At 63.2% G+C, this 23169-nt stretch carries 22 protein-coding genes; 11 read left to right on the top strand and 11 right to left on the bottom strand.

Translation table 11 applies throughout. The annotated features are described in order from the left end of the window. Nucleotides 1-4: 4 nt before the first annotated feature. Nucleotides 5-2842 carry a DNA polymerase I gene (polA, locus tag GYH26_RS07560; protein WP_242006309.1) on the bottom strand — a complete coding sequence of 946 codons (2838 nt, stop codon included), beginning with the start codon at nt 2840-2842 and terminating at the stop codon, nt 5-7. A 125-nt stretch (nt 2843-2967) separates the two neighbouring features. Here polA and rfbB point away from each other — a divergent pair, with 125 nt between their 5' ends. The 4 genes from rfbB to GYH26_RS07580 all read left to right on the top strand — a co-directional run bounded on the left by rfbB (nt 2968) and on the right by GYH26_RS07580 (nt 6115). Continuing rightward, on the top strand, nt 2968-4059 hold the full coding sequence (rfbB, locus tag GYH26_RS07565) for a dTDP-glucose 4,6-dehydratase (protein WP_161541131.1): 1092 nt from the start codon (nt 2968-2970) through the stop codon (nt 4057-4059). Then, nucleotides 4060-4833: a sugar phosphate nucleotidyltransferase gene (locus GYH26_RS07570; protein ID WP_161541132.1), complete on the top strand. Its 774-nt coding sequence runs from the start codon at nt 4060-4062 to the stop codon at nt 4831-4833. Beyond that, complete coding sequence (locus GYH26_RS07575) at nt 4830-5303, top strand: dTDP-4-dehydrorhamnose 3,5-epimerase family protein (RefSeq protein ID WP_161541133.1); 474 nt, start codon at nt 4830-4832, stop codon at nt 5301-5303. The genes GYH26_RS07570 and GYH26_RS07575 overlap by 4 nt, the downstream gene beginning before the upstream one ends. A 104-nt stretch (nt 5304-5407) precedes the next feature. Beyond that, complete coding sequence (locus tag GYH26_RS07580) at nt 5408-6115, top strand: HAD family hydrolase (RefSeq protein WP_161541134.1); 708 nt, start codon at nt 5408-5410, stop codon at nt 6113-6115. Here the strand turns inward: GYH26_RS07580 and GYH26_RS07585 are convergent. After that, nucleotides 6098-6973, bottom strand: coding sequence for a fructosamine kinase family protein (locus tag GYH26_RS07585; protein ID WP_161541135.1), 876 nt, complete (start codon nt 6971-6973; stop codon nt 6098-6100). The two genes, GYH26_RS07580 and GYH26_RS07585, sit on opposite strands and share 18 nt — an antisense overlap. Beyond that, a complete protein-coding gene (locus GYH26_RS07590) occupies nt 6970-7494 on the bottom strand; it encodes a low molecular weight protein-tyrosine-phosphatase (protein ID WP_054683406.1) in 525 nt (174 codons plus the stop codon). Before GYH26_RS07590 ends, GYH26_RS07585 begins: the two co-directional genes overlap by 4 nt. Nucleotides 7495-7646: 152 nt before the next feature. Between GYH26_RS07590 and xseA the strand changes: the two genes are divergently transcribed. Further along, complete coding sequence (gene xseA / locus GYH26_RS07595; protein ID WP_161541136.1) at nt 7647-8867, top strand: exodeoxyribonuclease VII large subunit; 1221 nt, start codon at nt 7647-7649, stop codon at nt 8865-8867. On the opposite strand, the gene GYH26_RS07600 is transcribed toward xseA, so the two are convergent. After that, on the bottom strand, nt 8864-10000 hold the full coding sequence (locus GYH26_RS07600; RefSeq protein ID WP_161541137.1) for a serine hydrolase domain-containing protein: 1137 nt from the start codon (nt 9998-10000) through the stop codon (nt 8864-8866). The two genes, xseA and GYH26_RS07600, sit on opposite strands and share 4 nt — an antisense overlap. Nucleotides 10001-10088: 88 nt before the next feature. On the opposite strand from GYH26_RS07600, the gene GYH26_RS07605 reads away from it, so the two are divergent. Beyond that, nucleotides 10089-11693 (top strand): N-acyl-D-amino-acid deacylase family protein, encoded by a 1605-nt coding sequence (locus GYH26_RS07605; protein WP_161541138.1) that lies wholly within the window; start codon nt 10089-10091, stop codon nt 11691-11693. A gap of 94 nt (nt 11694-11787) precedes the next feature. On the opposite strand, the gene GYH26_RS07610 is transcribed toward GYH26_RS07605, so the two are convergent. After that, nucleotides 11788-11979: a hypothetical protein gene (locus GYH26_RS07610; RefSeq protein WP_161541139.1), complete on the bottom strand. Its 192-nt coding sequence runs from the start codon at nt 11977-11979 to the stop codon at nt 11788-11790. A 126-nt stretch (nt 11980-12105) separates the two neighbouring features. Between GYH26_RS07610 and GYH26_RS07615 the strand changes: the two genes are divergently transcribed. Both GYH26_RS07615 and GYH26_RS07620 read left to right on the top strand, forming a co-directional pair. Beyond that, the gene (locus tag GYH26_RS07615; protein WP_161541140.1) at nt 12106-12792 is read left to right on the top strand and encodes an adenine nucleotide alpha hydrolase; all 687 of its coding nucleotides are present in this window, start codon (nt 12106-12108) and stop codon (nt 12790-12792) included. Nucleotides 12793-12879: 87 nt separating this feature from the next. Continuing rightward, nucleotides 12880-13305, top strand: coding sequence for a hypothetical protein (locus GYH26_RS07620; protein WP_161541141.1), 426 nt, complete (start codon nt 12880-12882; stop codon nt 13303-13305). Between the two features lie 198 nt (nt 13306-13503). Here GYH26_RS07620 and hemN read toward each other — a convergent pair whose 3' ends face one another. From hemN to GYH26_RS07640, 4 genes are all read right to left on the bottom strand, one after another. Beyond that, nucleotides 13504-14880, bottom strand: a complete 1377-nt coding sequence (hemN, locus tag GYH26_RS07625; protein ID WP_161541142.1) for an oxygen-independent coproporphyrinogen III oxidase — start codon at nt 14878-14880, stop codon at nt 13504-13506. A gap of 93 nt (nt 14881-14973) precedes the next feature. Continuing rightward, nucleotides 14974-17298 carry a glycosyltransferase family 4 protein gene (locus GYH26_RS07630; RefSeq protein ID WP_161541143.1) on the bottom strand — a complete coding sequence of 775 codons (2325 nt, stop codon included), beginning with the start codon at nt 17296-17298 and terminating at the stop codon, nt 14974-14976. Nucleotides 17299-17440: 142 nt separating this feature from the next. Next, nucleotides 17441-17863 carry an OsmC family protein gene (locus tag GYH26_RS07635; protein WP_161541144.1) on the bottom strand — a complete coding sequence of 141 codons (423 nt, stop codon included), beginning with the start codon at nt 17861-17863 and terminating at the stop codon, nt 17441-17443. 681 nt (nt 17864-18544) lie between these two features. Then, nucleotides 18545-18757: a hypothetical protein gene (locus GYH26_RS07640; protein WP_161541145.1), complete on the bottom strand. Its 213-nt coding sequence runs from the start codon at nt 18755-18757 to the stop codon at nt 18545-18547. A 193-nt stretch (nt 18758-18950) separates the two neighbouring features. Between GYH26_RS07640 and GYH26_RS07645 the strand changes: the two genes are divergently transcribed. The 3 genes from GYH26_RS07645 (at nt 18951) to GYH26_RS07655 (ending at nt 21820) form a co-directional block, all read left to right on the top strand. Next, the gene (locus GYH26_RS07645; protein ID WP_161541146.1) at nt 18951-19235 is read left to right on the top strand and encodes a Smr/MutS family protein; all 285 of its coding nucleotides are present in this window, start codon (nt 18951-18953) and stop codon (nt 19233-19235) included. 55 nt (nt 19236-19290) lie between these two features. Further along, complete coding sequence (locus tag GYH26_RS07650; RefSeq protein WP_161541147.1) at nt 19291-19992, top strand: gamma-glutamyl-gamma-aminobutyrate hydrolase family protein; 702 nt, start codon at nt 19291-19293, stop codon at nt 19990-19992. Between the two features lie 73 nt (nt 19993-20065). Continuing rightward, a complete protein-coding gene (locus GYH26_RS07655) occupies nt 20066-21820 on the top strand; it encodes a hypothetical protein (protein WP_161541148.1) in 1755 nt (584 codons plus the stop codon). A 244-nt stretch (nt 21821-22064) separates the two neighbouring features. Here GYH26_RS07655 and GYH26_RS07660 read toward each other — a convergent pair whose 3' ends face one another. Both GYH26_RS07660 and GYH26_RS07665 read right to left on the bottom strand, forming a co-directional pair. Further along, nucleotides 22065-22550 carry a c-type cytochrome gene (locus tag GYH26_RS07660; RefSeq protein ID WP_161541149.1) on the bottom strand — a complete coding sequence of 162 codons (486 nt, stop codon included), beginning with the start codon at nt 22548-22550 and terminating at the stop codon, nt 22065-22067. Nucleotides 22551-22563: 13 nt separating this feature from the next. Continuing rightward, the gene (locus GYH26_RS07665) at nt 22564-23049 is read right to left on the bottom strand and encodes an MOSC domain-containing protein (RefSeq protein ID WP_161541150.1); all 486 of its coding nucleotides are present in this window, start codon (nt 23047-23049) and stop codon (nt 22564-22566) included. Between the last annotated feature and the right edge of the window lie 120 nt (nt 23050-23169).

Raw genomic sequence — 23169 nt, forward strand, 5'->3', positions numbered from 1 at the left:
CGCTTCAGTGGGCATCCAGCCAGTTGTCGCCGACGCCGATGTCCACCTCAATGGGCACACCTTCCAGCGGCAGGGCCTGCTTCATCTCCTGCTCGACCAGTCGGCGCACGGGCTCCACCTCTTCGGGGGGCATCTCGAAGACCAGCTCGTCGTGCACCTGGAGCAGCATCTTGGCCCGGTAGCCCTCCCGCTGCAGCCGGTGGTAGATGTGCACCATGGCCAGCTTGATCATGTCGGCCTGCGTGCCCTGGATGGGCATGTTCACGGCGATGCGTTCGGCCATCGAGCGCTCGGCCCGGTTGCGGGAGTTGATGTTCGGCACATAGCGGCGGCGGCCCAGCAGCGTCTCGACGTAGCCCTTCCGGCGGGCCTCTTCGACGACGCGGTGCAGGTAGCGCGTCACGCCCGGAAAGGCCCGCTGGTATTCTTCGATAAGCTCCTGTGCCTCGCGCGTGGAGCAGCGAAGCCGCTGTGCCAGCCCCCAGGCCGAAATCCCGTAGGGAATGCCGTAGTTGACCATCTTGGCACGGCGGCGCTGCTCGGGCGTCACCTGCTCGGGCGGCACCTTGAAGACGCGGGCCGCCGTGGCCGTATGGATGTCCTGTCCCTCCAGAAAAGCCCGGCGAAGCGCCTCGTCGCCGCTCAACGCGGCCAGAATGCGAAGTTCGATCTGGACGTAGTCGGCCGAGAGCAGCTTCCAGCCCGGCCGCGGCACAAACGCCCTGCGGATCTCCCGCCCCATCTCGGTGCGTACCGGGATGTTCTGCAGGTTCGGGTTGCTCGAGGAAAGCCGCCCGGTGGCCGTTACCGTCTGGTTGAACGTGGTGTGGATGCGGCCGGTCTCCGGGTGGATGAGCGGCTCGAGGCCGTCCACGTAGGTGCTTTTGAGCTTGGCCAGATGCCGCCAGTCCAGGATCAGGCCGGGAAGTGGATGCTGCGTGGCCAGCTCCTGCAGCACGCTCTCTTTGGTGGAAGGCCGGCCGGTGCTGGTACGCGCCCGCGGCTTCAACCCGAGCTTCTTGAATAAGACGTCCGCCAGCTGTTGCGGCGAGCCGATGTTGAATTCGACACCGGCCACCTCATAGATCTTCGCCTCCAGTTCGTGAAGCTCCGCTTCGAGTTGCTTACCGATTTCCCGGAGCACCGTGCGATCGATGCAGATGCCCGTCCGCTCCATGTCGGCCAGCACCTCGATGAGCGGAAACTCCATTTCCTCGGCGATATGCCGGAGCCCGTGTCGATCCAGCTCGGCGGCCAGCACGTCGGCCAGCTGCAGCGCAATGTCCGTGTCTTCACAGGCGTAGGGCCCCACCTCGTCGATCGACACATCGCGCATGGACTTCTGGTCGCGGCCCGAGCCGATCAGCTCCGTGATGGAAACCATCTGATAGCGAAGGTACTGGCGGGCCAGCACGTCCAAATTGTGCAGCTCCTCGGGCGCAATCAGGTAGTGCGCCACCATCGTATCGAAGTACGGGGGCGGGACTTCGACGCCGTGCCGCGCCAGCACCACCAGATCGTACTTCAGGTTCTGACCGACTTTGCGCTGCGCCCGTCGGAGGATCGGCGCCAGTCGCTCGAGCACCGTCTCGGTCGGCGTGCCGTCCGGCAGCGGTGTGGGCACGTAGTAGCCCTGGCCTTTCTCCCAGGAAAAGGCAATGCCCACCAGCGAGGCCCACATGGCCTCGGTCGAGGTCGTCTCCGTGTCGATGGCCAGCCGCTCGAGTCCGTCCAGCTGCGTCACGAGTTCGTCGAGTTGCTGGCGGTTGCGGACGATCCGGTAGTCCGCCTTTTCCGGATCGTACACCTGAAGCGGCTCGTAGGGCCCGAAGTCGAACTCCGGCTCGGTCTCCGCTTCGAGTGCCTCATCCAAGGCGGCTTCGCCGTTCACAATGCCGGCCAGTCCGCCCTCCCGGATGCGCCGCACCAGCGAGTCGAACTCCAGCTCCTGAAAGATCTGCAGCAGACGGGGCAGATCGGGCCGGGCGCGATGGAACGTCTCCCAGCGAATGCGCAACGGCACATCGGTCCGGATCGTAACCAGTCGCTTCGAGAGGAGCGCTTCCTCGCGGTGGTTCAGGAGCCCCTCGCGGGCGCGCTTCCCTTTCACCTCTTCAGCGTGCGCCAGCAGGTTTTCGACCGAGCCGTACTGCTGAATAAGCTGCACGGCGGTCTTTTCGCCGATGCCCGGCACGCCCGGCACGTTGTCGCTCGGATCGCCCATGAGAGCCAGCACGTCGATGAACTGGTGCGGCTCCAGGCCGTAGGTCTCCCGGAAGGTCTCGATGGTAATCAGGTCGAAGGTTTCGCCGCGCCGTGCCGGTTTGTAGATGGAAATGCGTGGGCTCAGCAGTTGCAGAAAGTCCTTGTCAGGCGAGACGATCACCACGTCGATGCCGTGCGCCTCGGCCCGACGGGCCAGCGTTCCAATCACGTCGTCTGCCTCGACGCCCGGCTCCTCGATGACGGGAATGTCCAGCGCCCGGACGATCTCCTTGATCCAGGGCAGGTTGGCCAGCAGATCTTCCGGCGGCGGCTCCCGGTGGGCCTTGTATTCCTCATAGATTGCTTCGCGAAACGTGCCCTCCTCCCCGCCGGCGTCGAAGACCACGGCCATGTAGTCCATGCCGTGTTCTTCGATCAGCTTCAGAAGGGAGGTCGTAAAACCGTAGGCGGCCGAGGTGTTCTGGCCCTTCGAGTTGACAAGCGGCCGGCTGATGAACACGTAGTGCGCCCGATAGGCCAGCGCCATGGCATCGATCAGGTACAGGCGCTGCATGTCGGGCGGCGGCCGATCGACTTCCTGCTCCGGGAACAGACTGAGCTGGTCTTCTTTTTGCACGGGCGTTCCAGATCGATCCAACAGAAACGTATCGCCAAAAGTTAAAAAGGTCGGGGAAAGTTAGTTCCTCGGAAAGCGTTATATTGGGGCTGATTTTTCGGAGCACACATTCGAGGCAGCACAGCATGTCGGAGAAAACACCACCTGTGATCCATCGGCCGGAGGTCGTGCTGGTGACCGGAGGGGCCGGCTTTATCGGGTCGAATTTTCTGCTCTACATGGTACCCCGCTATCCCGAAGTGCAGTTCATCAACCTGGACAGCCTGACCTACGCGGGCAACCTGCTCAACCTGCGGGACATCGAAGACGCGCCGAACTATCGGTTCGTGCGGGGCGACGTGGCCGATGCGCCGCTGGTGGAGCGGTTGTTCCGGGAGCATGGCATCACCACGGTGGTGCATTTTGCCGCCGAGAGCCACGTGGACCGCTCCATTATGACGCCGCTGTCGTTCGTGCTGACGAACACGGTGGGCACCGTCACGCTGCTCGAAGCGGCGCGTAAGGCCTGGGGCGACCACGCCGATCCCGAACGCTTCCGGTTCTATCACATCTCCACCGATGAGGTGTTCGGCAGCCTGGGACCGGAAGGCTATTTCACCGAATCGACGCCGTACAACCCGCGCTCGCCGTATGCCGCCTCCAAGGCGGCCAGCGACCATTTCGTGCGGGCTTACTGGCACACCTACGGCCTGCCCGTGGTGATCTCGAACTGTTCGAATAACTACGGCCCTTACCAGTTTCCCGAGAAACTCATCCCGCTGGTCATCCTGAATGCGCTGGAGAACCGCCCCATCCCCATCTACGGCAAGGGCGAGAACGTCCGCGACTGGCTCTACGTGCGGGACCACTGCACGGCCATCGAGCGCATTCTGCTTTCCGGACAGACCGGACAGACCTACCTGGTCAGCGCGGGCTGCGAGCGCAAGAACCTGGAGCTGGTGCAGCAACTGCTGGATCTGATCGACGAGGAACTGGGGCGGCCCGTGGGCCAGTCGCGGCAGCTCATTACGTTTGTGAAGGACCGGCCGGGCCATGACTTTCGCTATGCGCTCGACGCCTCCCGGCTACGGGAAGAGCTGGGCTGGGCGCCGGCCTACACGCTGGAAGAAGGGCTGCGCGAGACGGTTCGCTGGTACCTGTCGCACCGCGACTGGCTGGAGGCCGTGGCCGACGCATCGTATCGCGCCTACTACGAAAAACAATACGCCTTGCGCTGAATGGAACGCCCGCTCAAAGGGATCGTGCTGGCCGGCGGTACGGGCAGCCGTCTCTATCCGCTGACGAAGGTCACGAACAAGCACCTGCTGCCCGTCGGCCGCTATCCGATGATCTACCATCCGCTGATCCGGATGCGTCGTGTGGGCATCCGGGAAGTGGCCGTCGTGACCAGCCCCGAACACATGGGCGACGTGGTCAACCTGCTGGGCAGCGGCCGCGACTTCGGGCTGGACCTGACCTACCGTGTGCAGGACGAGCCCGGCGGCATCGCCCAGGCCATCGGGCTGTGCGAGCGCTTCGTCGACGGCGACCCGTTCCTGGTCATCCTCGGCGACAACATCCTCTCGGAAGACCTGCACGACGAGGTAGCCGCCTACCAGGAGCAACTGCGGCGCGACGGGGGCGGCGCGCGTGTGCTGCTGAAAGAAGTGCCCGACCCGGAGCGCTACGGCGTGCCCCGCATCGAAGGCGATCGGATCGTGGAGATCATCGAAAAGCCGGCCCGGCCGCCCAGCCGTTATGCCGTCACCGGCATCTACTTCTACGATGCCTATGCCTTCGAAGTCATCCGCCACCTGAAGCCCAGTGCCCGGGGCGAACTGGAGGTGAGCGACGTCAGCAACGCCTATATTGCCCGCGGCCAGCTCTCCTACGGCATTCTGAAGGGCTGGTGGGGCGATGCCGGCACGATCGAAGGCTGGCACGAGGCCAACCGCCTGGCCCGGGATCTGATCTACGAAGAGCTGGAAAACCTGCGTCCGAATCGGCGATGAACTGGAAAGAAGGTCCAATCGAAGGCGTCGTCATTCGGCCGCTCAAGCGCTACGAAGACGCCCGCGGGTGGCTGGCCGAGTTTTTTCGGCAGGACGAACTGGATCCATCGGTCTATCCCGTCATGGGATACGTTTCGCTGACCCATCCCGGCATCACGCGCGGCCCGCACGAGCACCGGGAGCAGACGGACCTGTTCGTGTTCTTCCACGGGCATCTGCGGCTGTATCTGTGGGACACTCGGCCCGACTCTCCCACCTACGGCCACCGACAGGTGCTCGACGTCGGCGAGGCCAATCCGGTCACCGCGCTGGTACCGCCCGGCGTGGTGCATGCCTACCGCAACGTCGGCCACACGCCGGCCCTGCTGGTCAACTGCCCGAACCGGCTCTATGCCGGCTGGGGCCGCCGCGAGCCCGTCGATGAGATCCGCCACGAGAACCGTCCGGATCATCCCTTTCACATGGACTGAGGCGCATCCGGCACATTTTTTTCTGGTTAAATCTGCCGCCGTTGTCGAACCCGGCCGAAAGGTCGGCGTTCGTGCCCCGGAGATCATCCAACCCGATCAGGCCCGTGCATCTGCTGCTGTTCGACATCGACGGAACGCTGATCCGCACGCGCGGCTTCGGGCGCCAGACCATGGAGGCCGCGCTTTCGGAATGGCTGGGACGTCCGGTCACCACCGAAGGCGTCGATTTTGCCGGCCGCACGGATCCGGCCATTCTGCTGGACATCCTGAAGGCCAGCGGATTGCCCGAGCACACTGCCCGTCACCTGCTCCCCGAAGCGCTGGAAGTCTACAGCCGGGCCATGATCCGGCGGCTCCGGCCCGAACATCTCGAAGTGCTGCCCGGTGTGGTCATGCTGCTGGAAGAGCTGAGCGAATGGCCCGACGTTTACCTTGGGCTGGTGACGGGCAACCTGCGCCCGGTCGCCTTTCACAAGCTGGCCATGGCGGGCCTGGCCGGGTATTTCGGGGAGGGCGCCTTCGGCTGCGATCATGCCAACCGCAACGAACTGCCCCCGCTGGCCATCGAGCGTATCCGCGAAGCCACGGGTTATCCGTTCACCGGCGCCGACGCCTTAATCATCGGCGACACGCCGCACGACGTCGCCTGCGCCCGGCATGCCGGCGCTTCGGTGGCCGTCGTCTGCACGGGTGGTTATTCGCGCGATGCCCTGGAGGCCTGTCGGCCCGATCTGCTGCTGGAGGATCTGAGCGATCCGGAGCCGCTTTTTGAACTGTTGACGCGACAGGCCCTTTCACGCAAAGCGTCGTAGCGTGCGCGCCACGCCTGCGGCATAGCCGCCGCCGAAAAGGTTCAGGTGGTTGATCAGGTGGTAGAGGTTGTACAGCTCCCGCCGCTCCTCGTAGCCCGGCTCCAGCGGCCAGGCCACCCGATAGGCCGCATAAAAGCGCGCGTCGAACCCGCCGAACAGTTCGGTCATCGCCAGGTCGGTCTCCCGATCGCCATAGTAGACGGCCGGATCGATCAAAGCGGCGCGACCATCGGCGGTCACCATGAAATTACCGCTCCAGAGATCGCCATGCAGGATCGAGGCCGGCGGGCGTGCCGGCAGTAGCTCCGGCAGCCTGGCTTCGAGGCGCTCCAGCCAGCGATCCCAGCTCCGCTCCCAGCGCCCCCGCTCACGTGCCCAGCGCACCTGCGGTTCGATGCGATGTCGCCAGAAGAAGGTCGGCCAGTCGTCCTCCCAGGTGTTTTCCTGGGGCATCCGACCGATGAAATTGTCCTGATCGAACCCGTAGCGGGGCCCCAGATGCCGGTGCAACCGGGCCAGCCCTTCGCCGAAGTGTTCCCAGAAACGGGGGCCGGGACGGCCGGACTCGATCCATTCCATGAGCAGGAAGCCGGGGCAATCCGGCCACGCCTCGGCCAGCGCCACGACCTCGGGGATCACCAGCGGACTCCCGGCCGCACGGAGTGCCTGCAGGCCGGCCGCTTCGGCCGCGAAGGTACGTGCCACCTCGGGCGGGCCCCATTTCAGAAAGTACGGTCCCCGGTCCGTTTCGACCCGGCAGGCCTGCGCAATGCAACCGCCTCCGACGGGCACGGCGTGACGGATCGGGCAGCCCAGTGCCTTCGCCAGTGCTTCCTGCAACGCGGCAGGCAGCGTCATCGCGACAGATCGGCCGTTTCCTTCAGCTTGTAGAGGGAAACAAGGTGCTCCAGCAGACGGCGCGCCGTGCGCTCCACGATCTGATAGACCTCCTCAAAGCCGCGCTCGCCGCCGTAGTAGGGATCGGGCACTTCGCCGTCGCCGGGCTCCGGATCGAACGTGCGGAAAAGCTCCACCTTGTGCCGGAAGCGCCCGTCCCGATCCAGTCGGAGCACGTCTTCCAGGTTTTCCCGGTCCATGACGTAGATGTGGTCGTAGCGGGCCAGATCTTCCCGACCGAGCTGGCGGGCCACATGACCGCTCAGATCCACGCCGTGGCGCCGGGCCGTCCGCTGCATGCGCCGGTCGGCCGACTCTCCGACGTGCCAGGGACCGGTCCCGGCCGAGTCGATCTCAAAATGGGCCGATAGTCCGGCCTCGTCCACCAGCTTGCGAAAGACGCCCTCGGCCAGCGGACTCCGGCAGATGTTGCCCAGACAGACGAACAAAACGCGGATTGGCTGATGATTGGTCTGCGACATAGGCCCCCTGCGGTTACCTGACGACAATGAATGCGAAGGTGCGTGAACGTCTGATGTCTGGCAAAAGTGCCATTTGCTTCAAAAATTGCAGGTTTCTTGATGGAGAGCGTCTCCTGTTTTTTTCTTTCAGGCAAATCACACACCAAAAGATCATGGAGTCGCTATTTGATTTTGCCTTTGAGCCGCGCATCTGGCGGGTCGGCGAACTGGCCGAGGCGCTCTGCGAGACGGTCGAATCGCTCTATGACGAACTGATCGTCGAAGGCGAACTCTCGAATTTTCGGCGGCACCGGCAGAGCGGCCACTGCTACTTTACGCTGCAGGATGGCGGGGCCCAGCTTCGCTGCGTCATGTGGGCCAGGCAGGTGCAGCGGTTGTACTTCCGGCCGGAAGACGGCCACCAGGTGCAGGTCCGGGGCCGCCTGACGTTCTACAAGCCCCGAGGTGAGCTGCAGTTGATTGCCACGTCGATGACGCTTGCCGGGGCCGGCGCCCGCCAGCAGGCCTTCGAGGCGCTCAAGCGCAGGCTGGAGGCCGAGGGGTTGTTCGATCCAGACCGCAAGCGTCCGCTCCCCCGCTTTCCCCGACGAATCGGCGTCGTCACTTCCGACAGCGGTGCCGCGTTGCAGGATATTCTCAGTATTCTGCGTCGCCGCTTTCCCGTCGTCGAGGTGCTGCACTGCCCGGTGCGCGTGCAGGGGTTGCAGGCGGCGCCGTCGATCGCCCGCGCCATCCGACTGATGAACCGGCTGCCGGAGGATCGCCGGCCGGACGTGCTCATTGTGGGACGCGGCGGCGGATCGGTGGAAGACCTGTGGGCCTTCAACGAGGAAGTCGTCGCCCGGGCGATTTTCGCCTCTCGCATCCCCGTCATCAGCGCCGTCGGGCACGAAACGGACGTGTCGATTGCGGACCTGGTGGCCGATCGGCGGGCGGCCACGCCGTCGATGGCGGCCGAGATCGCCGTACCGGATCGGGACGATCTGGAAGCCATGCTGATCCGCACCGCCCAGATCATGCGTCAGTACCTCCGGCAGGGCCTCGATCGGCGGCGCCAGCGTGTGCACATGCTGTTGCACCACTACGGCCTGCGCCGCGTCCCGGACCGGTTGGCCCGTCTGCAGGACGAGCTGCAACGGCTGGAAGCCTCGCTGCAGCAACAGGTCCGGCAACTTCTGGAACGGCGCCGGCAGACGCTGGCCCTGCTGCAGAGCCGCCTGGCCGCTTTCGATCCGCAACTTCCCCTGCGTCGCGGCTACGTGCGCGTGCGGTGCAACGGCAGCCTCGCCACCCGTGCGCATCAGCTCCGACCCGGCGACGCGGTCACGCTCGAATTCTATGATGGCCGGCACGACGCCCGCATCATCTCTTAATCGGAGGGAACGGCCGCGGCCGCTTCCACCACGTGCTGAGCCACCTGATCGGCGATCCAGAACCCCAGCGGCGCCAGTCGCACCCCCTGCAGATTGGCAATCAGCGCGACGACCACCTGTGCTTCGGGTAGCAGCACGAGTACCGAGCTGCCACCCACGGCGCCTCCGGTATGCCAGACAAAGTGGCGTCCCAGGTGCTCGCCGACCCGCCACCCCATGCCGTAGCCCGTCTCCTGACCGTCTTCGGTGCGCTGCGAGGTAAACAGCAACTGGACCGTCTCCGGCTTCAGCAGGCGCCCGGTCAGCAGTCCGTTACCGAAACGCACCAGGTCCGGTGCCGTCGATAGAAACCCACCGCCGGCCCATTTGACGCTATTGTCCACGTAGGGCGCGTTCATCAGCAAACTATCCCGGTAGACATAGAAACGCGCGCGGTACATGATCAGGCTGTCGACATGCTCGGCCACCGTGTCGTGCATGCCCAGCGGGTCGAACACATAGCGGCGCATGAACTGCAGGAACGGCTCACCGGAGGCCCCCTCAATGACCGCGCTGATCAGATTCCATCCATAGCTGGAATACGAGTAGCGCGTGCCCGGCCGGAAGAGCAAAGTGTCATCTTTGAAGACTTCCAGGGCCTCCACCACCGAATCGTAGTGTTTCATGCTGTAAAATTCCTGATCGCGGTAGTGCCGGATGCCCGCCAGATGTCCGGCCAGTTGACGGGTCGTGATCGGCCAGCGTTTTTTCGGAAAGGTGGGCACGTAGCGCTGCACCGGGGCGTCCAGGTCCAGCTTCCCCTGCTCGACCAGCAGTCCCAGTGCGGCCGACGTCAACGACTTCGACACACTGGCCACGCGCAACTTTGTCTGCGGCAGCATGGGGACGCGATTTTCCACATCGGCATAGCCGAATCCCTCCGCCCAGATAAGTTTACCGTTCACCCCGATGGCCGCCGAAAGCCCGGGCACTCCGTAACGCCGCATCAGCGCATCGATGGAGTCCCGGACCTGCACCAGTAGCGAGGCGTGTGGCGGGGCAGGTGCCACGGCATAGCGCGGTGCCCGCTGCGCCTTCAGGGCCGGCGCCACGGCCAGCAGCAGCAACAGGCCATAAAACCGGAGCCGACGCATGGCTTCACTCTCTGTTGATCACACAAACTCTGGCGCAAAGCTATTAAATTCTTACTGAAAGCGCTACTTTCAAACTTCAGAGGTTACCATGCTTACCCTGCTACTGGCGCTGTGCATCGGACTGGTTGCCGGCTCTACACCGATACACCTCGACACGATCTACACGGTCATTCTGGAAGGCGGCACCGTTTACGACGGCACCGGAAAGGCGCCGTTTGTGGCCGACGTGGGACTGGTCGGCGATCGCATTGCTGCCATTGGTGATCTGAAGGAGGCGCGTGCGGCGCTCCGGCTGAATGTCGAAGGGCTGGCCGTAGCCCCCGGTTTTATCGACATCCACAGCCACGCCGTACGGGGAGGCCCTGAAACCAGCGGCATCTTCCGCCAGCCACTGGCCGAAAACTACATCCGCCAGGGTGTCACCACGGTGTTTGCCGGGCAGGACGGCTCCTCGCCGCTGCCCATCGACGAATTTCTGGCGCGCTTTGAGCTGACCCCGGCCGCCATCAATCTGGGGCTGTTCGTAGGCCACGGGAGCGTCCGTCGTGCCGTCATGGGCAACGAAAACCGCGATCCCACTCCGGAGGAGCTGGAGCAGATGAAAGCCCTGGTGGCACAGGCCATGGAAGAAGGGGCCTGGGGTCTGTCATCCGGGCTGAAGTACGTTCCCGGCGCCTACGCGCGCACCGAAGAGGTCATCGAGCTGGCCCGCGTGGCCGGTCGCTACGGCGGGATCTATATCACACACATGCGGGATGAGGGATTACACGTGCTCGAAAGCGTCAAAGAAACCATCCGGATCGGCCGTGAAGGTAGCCTGCCGGCGCAGATCACCCATGCCAAAGTGATCGGCCCGCGCATGTGGGGCAAAAGCCGGGAAATGCTGCGTCTGGTGGACGAGGCCCTGCAGGCCGGGCTCGACGTCTCCATGGACCAGTATCCCTATACAGCCTCCAGCACAGACATCAGCGTGCTGTTTCCGGCCTGGGCGCTGGAGGGAGGTCGCGAAGACATCGTCGCCCGGCTGCGCGACCCGGAAACTCGCCACAAAATCAAAGAGGCCGTCATCTTCAACCTGCGCGAGGATCGGGGTGGCGGCGATCCGTCCCGCGTACAACTGGCCTTCTGTCGCTGGGACACGACACTGAACGGCAAAAATCTGGCCCAGGTGCTGCAGGAGCAGGGACGGCCGGTTACTGTCGCAGAGGCGGCCGAGCTGGTGCTGGAAATCCAGGAGCGAGGCGGCTGCACGGGTATCTTCCATGCCATGAGCGAGGAGGACGTCGAGCGCATCATGCAGCATCCCCGCACGATGATCTGCTCCGACGGCGGCATCCCGGACCCCGGCGTCGGTGTCCCTCATCCACGTAACTACGGTGCCTTTGCCCGCGTGCTGGCCCGCTACGTACGCAAGCGGAGCATTCTCACGCCCGAGGAGGCAATTCACAAGATGACCGGCCTGCCCGCCTGGCGCCTCAACCTGAAAGACCGCGGCGTGCTACGCCCGGGCGCCTATGCGGATGTAGTTGTGCTGGACCTAAACCGCGTGCAGGACCGCGCCACGTTCACGAATCCTCACCAGTACGCCGAGGGCATCGTGCACGTGTTTGTCAACGGCCAGGCCGTACTGCTTGACGGCGAGCTTACCGGCGCGCGTCCTGGTCGCGCCCTGCGTAAAGGACAGGATGGATGAAACGCCTGTGCGTTAGCAGAAGAGGGCGACGGACAGGCATTTAAGCCGGCCGTCGCCCTCTTTGTTTTCAGAACCCGTGCCTTAGTTTTGCGCATTACATCTGCTCGGCAGCTGCCGTATCCGGAGCCGCCATGGTGGTATCCTGCTGCAGCGTATCCACGGCGGCCGGTGCCTCCTGTTGTTCGGTCGCCGGTTGTTCCTGCTGCTGTTCGGCCGCACGCTGCCCACAGGCACTGAGGCTCACCATAAACAGTGCAGCAAACAGCACATAGATTAAACGACGCATGGCTCCTGGGTGTTGGTTGGTGGGTGAGTTTTATAATAAGCCAAAATATACTGCATTTTCTCGGCAAAAAAAGACCCGAATTACAATTTTTGCGATAGAACCGGGCTGAAAACAGGCCGACTTTCGATGAAAACGCCCGTGCTTGTCTCCTGGAGTGGCGGCAAAGACAGCGCCCTGGCGCTTTATCGAACCCTGCACGATCCGAACTGGCAGGTGGTCGGATTGCTGTGCACGATCAGCCAGCCATACGACCGGATCACCATGCACGGTGTCCGGCGCGCGCTGATCGAACAGCAGGTAGCCGCCATGAACGTAGCGCCCATGATCCCGATCTTCCTGCCACCCGAGGCGTCGAACGAAGTGTACGAAGCGGCCTGGGCGGAAGCGCTGCGTCCGTTCATTGCACAGGGCGTCCGGCACGTGGCGTTCGGCGACATTTTTCTGGAAGACATTCGCGCCTACCGGGAGCAGCAGCTGGCGAAGCTGGACATGAGACCGGTTTTTCCGATCTGGACCGGTAGCCGTAGGCGCACCGACAGCCTGGCCCTGCTGGACGAATTCTGGAACGCGGGCTTTCGCACGCGCATCGTGTGCGTCGATGCACGACACCTCGGTCCAGAATGGGCCGGCCGTGAACTGACCCCGAAGGCGGTAGAGAAGCTACCGGAAGCCGTCGATCCCTGCGGTGAAAACGGTGAATTCCACACGTTCGTCTTTGACGGGCCGCTGTTTCGCCATCCGGTCCGACACCGGCTCGGCCGACGCGTCGCCCGCCGGGGTTTTCATTTTCGCGATCTGGTTCCCTCTAAATGAATTTGCCATAACGGACATCAAAGGCTGGAGCTTCCCGCAAAAAGCCCGTATCTTTCCGGCGCATTGCACGGAAAAACGCGTCGTACCATGGAAGCCGTTGTACAGGATCGGACCACGGAAGCTCGAAAGCTGCTGACCACCGCACTGGAAGAATTGCAGCAGGCCCGCCGGGCGCTCGAAGCCCAGCCCACCGACTACCGGGGCCTGCTTGAACATACGCTGAAGGCGCTCAAGGCGGCTTTTCGGGGATTTCTGACCTGGCACGATGTGCCCGTTCCTGAAGATGCCTCGCTACGACTGATGGCGCGCCCCTGCACCGATCTGGCCAGCAGCCTCCACCTCTACTTTGATCTACTCTTGCCGCTGGAAGCCGAAGCGCCGTCGCTGCTGCAGAAAGACGCGCTCTCGGTCAACGAACGCGAGCGCATCCGCAACGCCTACTTTACGGCCCGCAACGCCATCGCCACCGTGCTGGGCGAACTTCCCGCCTCGCTTCATCCTACCGCCGCCTGATTTCCTTATACGATTTCCGGAAAATCATAGTGCATATGAGAAAGCATGGGCGCACATTGTGGTGCGCCCTTACAGATCCTTGATGTTTTCCCTATCCCGTAGGGGCGGACCACTGTGTCCACCCGATCATACCCGCCGGATTGTGTCCGGCACACAGGGTGTTGCACCCTCATGCACCGGTAAATCAGCGATCCCATATTACACCGTCTGGGAATACATGGGGCGGTCGGATGTGGCCTGCAGATAGGCGTCGAAAGCCATGGCCACGTTGCGGATGAAGAAACGGCCGGTTTCGGTGACCTCGATCACGTCGGGTCGGCGCACGACCAGCCCGTCGGCTTCCATTTCCTCGAGCCGTGCCAGCGGCTCGGAAAAGTGTGCCGCGAAGTCGATCCCGAAGCGTCGTTCAACGTCGGGAATGTTCAGCCGAAAGTGACACATGAGCGACATGATCACGTGCCGCCGGAGCCGATCCTCTTCGGTCAGCACATAACCCTTCCCCACCGGAAGTTGTCCCCGGTCCAGCGCCGCATAGTATTCGGGAAGCGTTAGCACATTCTGCACATAGGCGTCACGGAGCTGGCTGATGGCCGAAATACCGAACGCGTACAGTTCGGTGCCGCCATGCGTGGAGTAGCCCTGAAAGTTACGCTGGAGCGTGCCTTCATCGAGCGCGCGGCTGAGCGGATCTTCCGGCCGCGCAAAGTGATCCATGCCAATGTAGCGGTAGCCGCCCTCGGTGGTCAATAGCTCGACGGCCCGCAGGAAAAGTTGCAGTTTTTCGGCCGGTCGGGGCAGCCACTCCTCACGGATAAGCCGCTGGTGCTTTTTCTTCCAGGGCACGTGCGCATAGCTGAACAGCGAAATGCGATCGGGTCCCAGGTCGATCACCTGGCGGATGGTCTGCTCGAACTGTGCCAGGTGCTGGTGCGGCAACCCGTAGATCAGGTCGTAGCTGATGCTCTCGAAGCCCAGCTCACGTGCCCAGCGCGTGACCTCGGCCACCTGCTCGTAGGGTTGCACCCGGTTGATGGCCTGCTGGACGGTGGGATCCAGATCCTGCACGCCGAAGCTGATCCGGTTGAATCCGGCCTGCCGGGCCGCCTCCAGATGGGCACGGGTCAGGCCACGCGGGTCTGCCTCGATGCCGATCTCGGCGTCCGGCGCAAAGTGAAAGTGCCGCCGGAGCAGGTCCATCAGCGCCACGATCTGCTCGGGCGCCAGGTAGGTCGGGGTGCCGCCGCCCCAGTGCAGCTGCACGACGGGACGGTCGGGCGCCACCCACCGGCTGACCAGCGCGATCTCTTTTTCCAGGTAGTCCAGGTAGCGGGCGATCTTCTCCGGCCGGTGCGTGACGATCATGTGACAACCGCAGTAGTAGCAGAGCGAGCGGCAGAACGGCAGGTGCACGTACAGCGAGAGTGGCTCGGGATCGGGGCGCTCGTTGTCGGCCCGGATCATCGCCACCACCGTCTTCGGCGTCATCCCCGGCCGGAAATGGGGCGCGGGCGGATAGCTCGTGTAGCGCGGTCCGGGACGATTATACTTCTCCACCAGCGCCGGCGACACCTGCATATTCGCTCCAGATTCTGGATTTACGACAATTCACTCCGATACCTGTAACATACAACAGCCCGGCACCCTGGATTCGATGCCGGGCCGAATTCGTCAGATTTCTGCAGATGCCCCATTGGCCACACCGGCCGATTCGACCATCCGCTGTTCCACGCGCTTCTGCTGCAGCGGCAGGTACGCCTCGGCCAGTTTCATCTCCAGCAGCGACAGCAGGAAGGCGAGCGTCGATTCGGCGCCCTGGTTTTCGTTGACGCCGTTGGGTTGCAATCCGTCGCAGCAGCCTCCGGTGGATGGATCGTAAAGCGGCACGCCGAGCTGGTTACGTCCCAAGAACCACTCGAAAGCCCGGCGCGCCTCGCGATACCAGAACGCATCGTTCGTGATTCGGTAGGCTTCCAGGCAGGCCGAGACCGTCGCATGCGCCTCGATGGGCTGCTGATCGAAACGGGGACGTTTCTTTCCGCGCAAATAGAACCCATCATTGCCGATCGGCACAAAGTTGCCCTGTTTGTCCTGCTGCACGCCGACCAGCCAGCGCAGCGACTCCAGCCCGGCCTCCAGCCATTCCGAACGGCCGGTCCAGTAGCCGGCCATCATGAGCGCATGGGGCATGCGCGCATTGGCATAGGTAAGCCGATCTTCGAACCAGCGCCAGTCGTCACGCCGGTTTTTCTGGTAGAGCTGAAAGAGCCGATCGGCCAGCGTCTCACGGGCCTGGAGGGCCGTCCGGTCTCCGTAGAAGCGCCGCAGGTATTCCTGCACGCCCAGAATCGTGAAGGCCCAGGCGCGCGGACTGGTAAACGCCAGCGCAGCGGGCAGCGCCTCGTCGAAGAGGCGTCCGGCCAGCTTCCAGAGCCCCGGGCGCCGCGAGCGCCCGACGACGTAGCCCAGTCCCCAGAGGGCCCGGGCGTGACTGTCTTCGGAGCCGACGGCTTCAAGCCAGTGGCGATTGTAGTCCAGGAAGTTGCGAAAACGGCCGGTTTCCGGATTGAAGGCGTGCCAGAGGAAGGCCAGGTAGCGCGTGGCCAGCTCGGGCGCTTCGGTGGCCGTCTTGCCGCCCAGTTCTTCGAGCAACACGGCCACGATCAAAGCCCGCGCGTTGTCGTCGGTGGTGTATCCCTCGTCGTAGTTGGGTACCGTGTAGGTGGCGTGCTGCAAGATGCCCGTGTCGTCAGTCAGGCGCTTGAGATGATCCAGCTTGAGCACGGGCAGCTCATCCGGGCGCTGGTTGAGCGTCGGGATGGCCACGCGCGTGCGGGTGGTGCCGGCCGCGCGGGCCCGTTCGAAGCTCTCCAGATAGCGCTGCGCCACCACCGGCCAGATCATCTGGCGGCCGTACAGGTAGGCTCGCTTCCGGATGGCATGGCGCTCGGCCTCGTCGTCCAGCAGCCGGTTGACCGCCTCGGCAATGGCCTTCGCGTCCCGGAACGGCACCAGAATGCCCCGTCCGTCGGCCAGCAGCTCTTCGGCGTGCCAGTAAGGCGTCGAGATCACCGCCTTGCCGCAGCCGACCGTGTAGGCCAGCGTACCCGAGGTGATCTGCTCCCGGTTCAGATAGGGCGTCAGGTAGATGTCCGCCGCGCCGATGAACTCGACCAGTTCCTCCAGGCTGACGAACCGGTTGTGGAAGATCACATGCTCCTCGATGCCCAGCTCCCGCGCGCGACGCTGCAGGAAGAGCCGGTAGCTTTCGCCCTCCACCTGGCGCACGTGCGGATGCGTGGCGCCCAGCACGATGTACACGACGTTCGGGTGCCGCTCCAGAACGGCCGGCAGGGCCTCGATCACGTACTCGATGCCCTTGTTACGCGAAAGCAGCCCGAACGTCAGCAGCACGATCTTGCCCTCGACCCCGAAGCGGTCTTTGTAGAAGTTCGGGTCCACGAAGGGCACGTCCGGGATCCCGTGCGGAATCAGATCGATTTTGCTTTCCGGCACGCCGTAGATCGTCTGCAGGAATTCCTTGCCCCGCTGCGTCATCACGACCACACGATCCGAAAGCGCCGTCAATTCTTCGAGCACGGCCCGTTGCTCGGCGTTCGGCTCGCGCAGGATCGTGTGCAGCGTGGTCACGACGGGCATGCGCAGCTCGCGCACGAGCGTCAGCACGTGGCTACCGGCAGGGCCTCCGAAGATCCCGTATTCGTGCTGCAGGCAGACCACGTCCACATCGTTGATGTTCAGGAACTCGGCGGCACGCCGGTAAGCCGTCAGGTCCTCTTCGAGGATTTCAAACCGCACACGGGGCGGGTAGGCGTATCCTTCCGGACGATCGTTGATCGGGACGGCAAAGCAGGTGGTTTCGGGAGCGGCCGCCGCAACGGCTTCGCACAGGTCCGTGGTGAACGTGGCAATGCCGCACTGGCGCGGCAGATAGTTACCCACGAAGGCGATCCGCCGTATGCGAGCCCCCTCCATAGGGAACGACCTGGATGGTTGACAGGAAAAAATAAAGTTTACTAAAAGGTGATCGCCCGCTTTTTGCAAACGTTCCTGAAGAAATGGCAAAACGGCCGGCACCGAGCCGGCCGTTGCCACATGGTAACAAATCGGACGACGCTCAGACCAGCCGCGCGTGCAATTCGATGACGGGCACGGCGGCCAGCGCTTTGGAAACGGGGCAGCCCTGCTTGGCCGCCTCGGCATGCTCCAGAAACGTCTGCTCGTCCAGGCCCGGCGCCTTGACTTCTGTATGCAGCTCGATTTTGCTGATGCGTGGCCCGTCGTTCGTCATCTCCAGATGCACGCGCGCTTCGGTCTGCACTCGCTCAGGGGTGTATCCGGCCTGGGCCAGCCGATTAGCCAGCGCCATCGAAAAACAGCCGGCATGCGCCGCGGCGATCAACTCTTCCGGATTGGTGCCCTCCCCTTCCTCGAAACGCGAGGCAAACGAGTAGGGCCCTTCGAAACTGCCGAAGGCCATACGGCCGCTTCCTTCCCGAAGATTGCCGTTCCAGACGGCTTGCGCTTTGCGTACAGGCATAGGTCTGCCGTGTTGGTTCAGGGTGATGCTCTGCGCAAAAATAAACCTCCCGGCCACAAAAGCAAGGTGTGTACGGAAATGTTACACCCTGTTCCCGTTCAGAAAAGCCGATGAAAATGGGTGCAATGGAAGCCACCGACAGTCCGGATGCCGGCAGCAAGGCGCGGCCTGCACTTCACAGGTGCTGGATCTGTGTAGAACTTAATGGAATCGTTGATTTACTGGTGCATGAGGGGCCACACCCCGTGTGGCGGACGTGATCCGGCGGGTATGATCGGGCGGACACAGGGGTCCGCCCCTACGGGATAGGGAAAACGTCAAGGATCTGTAAGGGCGCACCACAATGTGCGCCCGTGCTTTCTCATATGCACTATGATTTTCCGGAAATTTATCCAGAAAATCTGGTATGCCAGCGCTTCGCGCTGCGTGTCAGAAGCACGGGTTTGTAGTACGCCACGAAGGCGCCAGCCGAAGGGGCGTCACCCGAGACAGCACTTCGCTTTGCTTCGTGCCTGACTACGAGCGCGTTGGTCGTGCTTCAAAACGGCAGGCTATAGGGCTCACCGAAAAGCTTTACAGGTCGAAATCGCGAACTTCTTTGACACTATTTTTCGGACGACTGCTAGAAATTACGGTGGGGAAGGGGGCACAGCGGCCCCCTTCCCCACCCGAACGACAGGCTCAGGCGCCGGCTTTCTCGCGCCGGTCCACCGACATGGTTACCGGGTTGCGGTGACACCGCATGCACTCGTAATGCCCGCGCCAGGCGTCGGCATACCAGGGCGTGGTTTCTCCACAGACCGGGCAGAACCCCCAGTACGTGTAGGCCGGCAGGGCCATCACGTGCGCCAGCTGGAGCAGTTGCCGCTTCAGCGAATGCATAAGCCGTTTCATGGCGTCGTTTTCCCTCCCGAAATGGTTGGTGGAACAACCGAACGTCCCGTTCTACGAAAGGACGAAGCCTCGGATTCTTCTTCCGGAAGCAGTAAGCGTTTTCGACATAGTTATTTAACAGAAGCGTTTTCGTGCAGAAAATTCAGAAACTATTTCGCAAACCCGCCATTGATCGGCGTAAACCGCTTTTGGAATGGCGTATCCACGACTGACGGACGACGGACGGTGCGTGGTGCTCGACCTGCACGGCGTGCGCTTGGCGGAAGCGCGCCCGCTGGTGTTACGTGTGGTGGCCGAGGCCGCCCGCCAGGGCCGCGCGCAGGTGTGCCTGATCCATGGATCGTCCACCGCTGATCCAGAAGGTGCACGCCCGACCATCAAACGCATGCTGCACGAGATGCTCGAGACCGGAGCCTTGCGCCGCACATCACGCAGGCGCTCCCGTTGCAGACTGAACTGCTACTGGCCCTGGATCTGACGGCCACGCCTGATCCGCGTCCGATCTGTCTTTCCGAATACTGCCCCCGTTAGCCATGGTGCGGATTGGCCTGACAACCGGCTTCGACGGCGAGCGCCAGCAGGTGGACCTCGCCTACGTGGCTGCTTTGGAGACGGCCGGAGCCCTGCCCGTGCTGCTGCCGCTCACGCAATCGGCCGAAATCGCCCGCCATTTTGCCGGGCTGCTGGACGGTCTGGTCGTACCCGGAGGTCCCGCCGTGACCGATGGTCTCATCGGCGAGCTACCGGAGGATCTGGATCCGCCGCAGCCGCGCCGCACCGCAAGCGACCGTCTCTATCTCCAGGCGTTCCTGGAAGCCGGCAAGCCCATTCTGGGCATCTGCTACGGCATGCAGTTGCTGAACGCCGTGCTGGGCGGCACCATCTACGCCGACGTGCAGCGTCAATGCAAAGGCGCACAGGCGCACAGTCCCAGACGAGGTGCCGAGCAACACCCGATTGAAATCGCGCAGGACTCCTGGTTGGCCCGTCTACTGAAACGGACAACCTGGACGGTCAATACCCGACACCTTCAGGCCCTTGCCACCGTGGGCCGTGGTCTTCGCGTCAGCGCCTGGGCACCCGACGGGGTGATTGAAGCCATCGAGTCACCCGATGGCCGTCTGCTCGGCGTACAATTCCACCCTGAGCGCATGGGAACGGAGGGCTTCCCGCTCTTTCGCCACCTGGTCAGTCTGGCCGAAAAATTTGCGGCCGGTAACACCGAGCGCTTCTAACTGGTACGGCTTTCGCCGATACATAGCGCGGAGCCTTCTATAGAGACAAAATTACGACAACGCGTCATTCGCTATGGAGCAGCAGCGTGCCTGGTGGCGCCTGTTTCTGATCGCGCTGACGCTGGCCGTGTCGCTCAACCTGCCCCGGCTGGCCGCCGCGCTTCGGGCGTACCTTACTCCTCCGCCGGAGCCGGTCGCGGTAACCTCCCCGCCGGCACCTCCGACGGAAACGCACACTACTATTACGCTTGGAAGCTTCGCTGCCGATCTGCACCCCGACGTCCGCTACGGCCCGTACTTTACCGGGGCCCTTACCCCTGCGGATCGCTCCATTCCCGTCGCTCCGCTGCTGCCTCATTTTCAAAAGTTGCTGGCGCAGTACACGCTGCGCCAGGCGGTGGACGACAACTTTACCATCCGCGTCTACGATGGAGCACGCGGTGAACTGCTGGTTCGCTACGAGCTGATCGACGAACGGCAACGCTATCAGGAAACGGGCGTCATCGACTGGGACGAGGTGGACCGTCGGCGCCGGGAAATCACCCGTGCGTTGCTGGATAACTTCGTCGCCCGGGGTTTCTCGCGCGAGGCGCTCGTGGTGCGCTGGGGCCGGGCCAATCAGGTGCAGGAGGCTTATCTGCGGGCGGCGCCCTATCTGGAATATGAAATCCGGCTGGCGCGCCTGCTCAATCTCAGTCTGCTCAGCACGGCCGTAAGCGTCGTCGAAACGTTCAGCAACGACCGGCTGGTCTCTCCTGCCGGCGCCCGCAGCCGCTACCAGCTCATGCCCTACCTGCTTCGCCATTATGACATTCACCACTATACGCTGCACACAGCCGCCGGCAACCGAATCCGGGTCCTCGAAGAATGGCACCCTCTGATGACCATGGAGCCGGCCTTTCTGGTGATGCGCAGCTACGCCAACGCCGTGGGCCACGAAGTGCCGGGCCTGTCGGCCTACCACACCGGCCCGGCCAATCTCTTTCGCGTTTATCGCCAGTTTCTGACCAAAGGCCTTGCCTACCTGAAACCCGGTACCACGGTGCTGGACGCCTACCTGTGGGCGCTGACCGAGGGCTTTGACGAACTGTCTCGTCAGACAAGTTTTCGCAGCTACTCGCGGGGTTATGTACCCTCGCTTTACGGCACGCTACGTGCGCTGGAACATTTGCCGCTGGACACCAGCCGTACCATCCAGGCCGAACTGGTTCAGGTGGTCTCACCGGAGCCGTTCTACCTGAGCGAGCTGCTTGCCCTGCTGCGCGCTGCCGGCGTCGACACGCTGGACTGGCGGGTCGCAACGCCTTCCGCCAGCCTCTACAACCGATTCCGCCTGCTCAATCCACATTTCGAATTGCCCGCCGCACCTGATAGCGTGGGCATTCCTCTGGCCGGAGATGTTCACTTTGCAATAACGGACAACACGCCGCCCGTCCGTTTCTTCCTGCCCCTCGGCACCACGCAGCGCCTCCGGTACCTCGGCTTCGACGGCCTGCGCCTGATCCAACGCTTCGACCACACAACCTTCACGCAAAACGAACAGGAATACACACTCTGGGACCAGGCCTATGCGGACCTGCTCGAGGACGTCCGCCACTTTGGCTTCACCTTCGCCAACCGGGCCCGACTGGACTCGCTCGCCGCGCGCTTCGAGCAACTGGCCGAGAAAACGCCTACCCCGTATCGTCAGCGCCAGCTGCAGATCATCCGCACGCACGCGCGCCTCTGGCAATTCGGCGCCTGGGAACAGCTGGCCCATGCCGCCGAAGCTGCCACCGGCCGGTTGCGCCTCCCGGCCCGGCCGCCCGAAGCATCTGAATCCGACTGAACTGGATCAGAAGTCATCCGAAAAACAGTTGCGAAGAAGTTCGCGATTTCGACCTACAAACCTTTATAGCCGGCCGTTTGAAGCACGACCAACGCGCTTGTAGTCCGACGCGGAGCGAAGCGGAGTGCCGTCTCAGGTAACGCCACTACGGCTGACGCCTTCGTGGCTTACTACAAACACATGCTTCAGAGACGCAACCCAAAGCGCCAGCTTATCAGATCTGCCCTTGTTTTCCGAGTAAGTTCTAGTCATCGGCCTGTGGAATCCCAGTCTGCTCCCACAGCACGGCCGGATCCCAGGGGCCCTGCTGCCGACTGGCCGCACGCACGGCCGCCACCTCTTCGGGCGTTACCGGATCGGCCTGGTTGCCAAAATTCTGTCGGATAAACGTCAGGACCGCTGCAATCTGTTCGTCCGTCAGAAAATCGTGCGCCGTCATCACGTTGTTGTAGACTTCCTCGCCCACCTTCATTTCACCCTGCGCGCCGTGCAGCACCAGCCGGATGAGCCGCCCTTTGTCGCCCTGTACCCATTCATTGGGGGTCAGCGGCGGATAGATGCCGGGCACCCCCTGGCCATTGGGTTGATGACAGGTAGCGCAGTAGTTCTGAAAAACCCGCCGGCCGAGTTGCAACACCTGATCCTCTGACGAAGCAGAAGGCGTCTGCCCTTCCGAAGCGCAGGCGGCCAGCACGGCCAGCCCGACAAGCACTACGTGCAGCGTACGCATACGACCGTCTGATTTACAGCTTTCGAACCGGATCGCCCACATGCACGACGCCGCCCCTGCGCACCGTGAAAAGCGCCCCTCGCAGGCCGGTCTGCGCCACCGCCTCGAAGGCTTCCGGGCTTGTACGGGCCCGAAACGTGGCGCACGGCTGATGCGGCCGGTCGCTTCGCTCCAGCACCACCTCGCCCACCAGCAGCCGATCACCGGGTCGAAGCGCCCGTAGATCGATGCCCTCCAGAATCAGATTGTCGCCCGGCACTTCCGGGCGCACCTGCAGCGCGCGCAGCACCTCCAGACTCATGGCGCTCACCTCACGGCCCGGCGTGTGCCTTCTGGCATGATCGCCCGGACACCCCACCCCTTCCTCCAGCGGCAATTCCGCCCGGAGCAGGTGCAAGCCCGGTTCGGGGCTCTCTACCAGATAAGCCACCCGGCCGATCGGATCGAAACGGAGCGCCTCCAGCGCCTGCAGGTAGGCGGCAAGTCGTGCGTCGTCCATGATTCCGCGGGCAAAAGTTTTCGGTAATGTAGGATGCACGGAGATTTGACGGACCGAGGCGGTGCCGTTTTCCCGAATTGTTTAACTTGAAACGTCATTGCGATCAGCAAGCCACAGAAG

It is taken from the genome of Rhodothermus marinus (genome assembly GCF_009936275.1).
GTDB classification, from domain to species: domain Bacteria; phylum Bacteroidota; class Rhodothermia; order Rhodothermales; family Rhodothermaceae; genus Rhodothermus; species Rhodothermus marinus_A.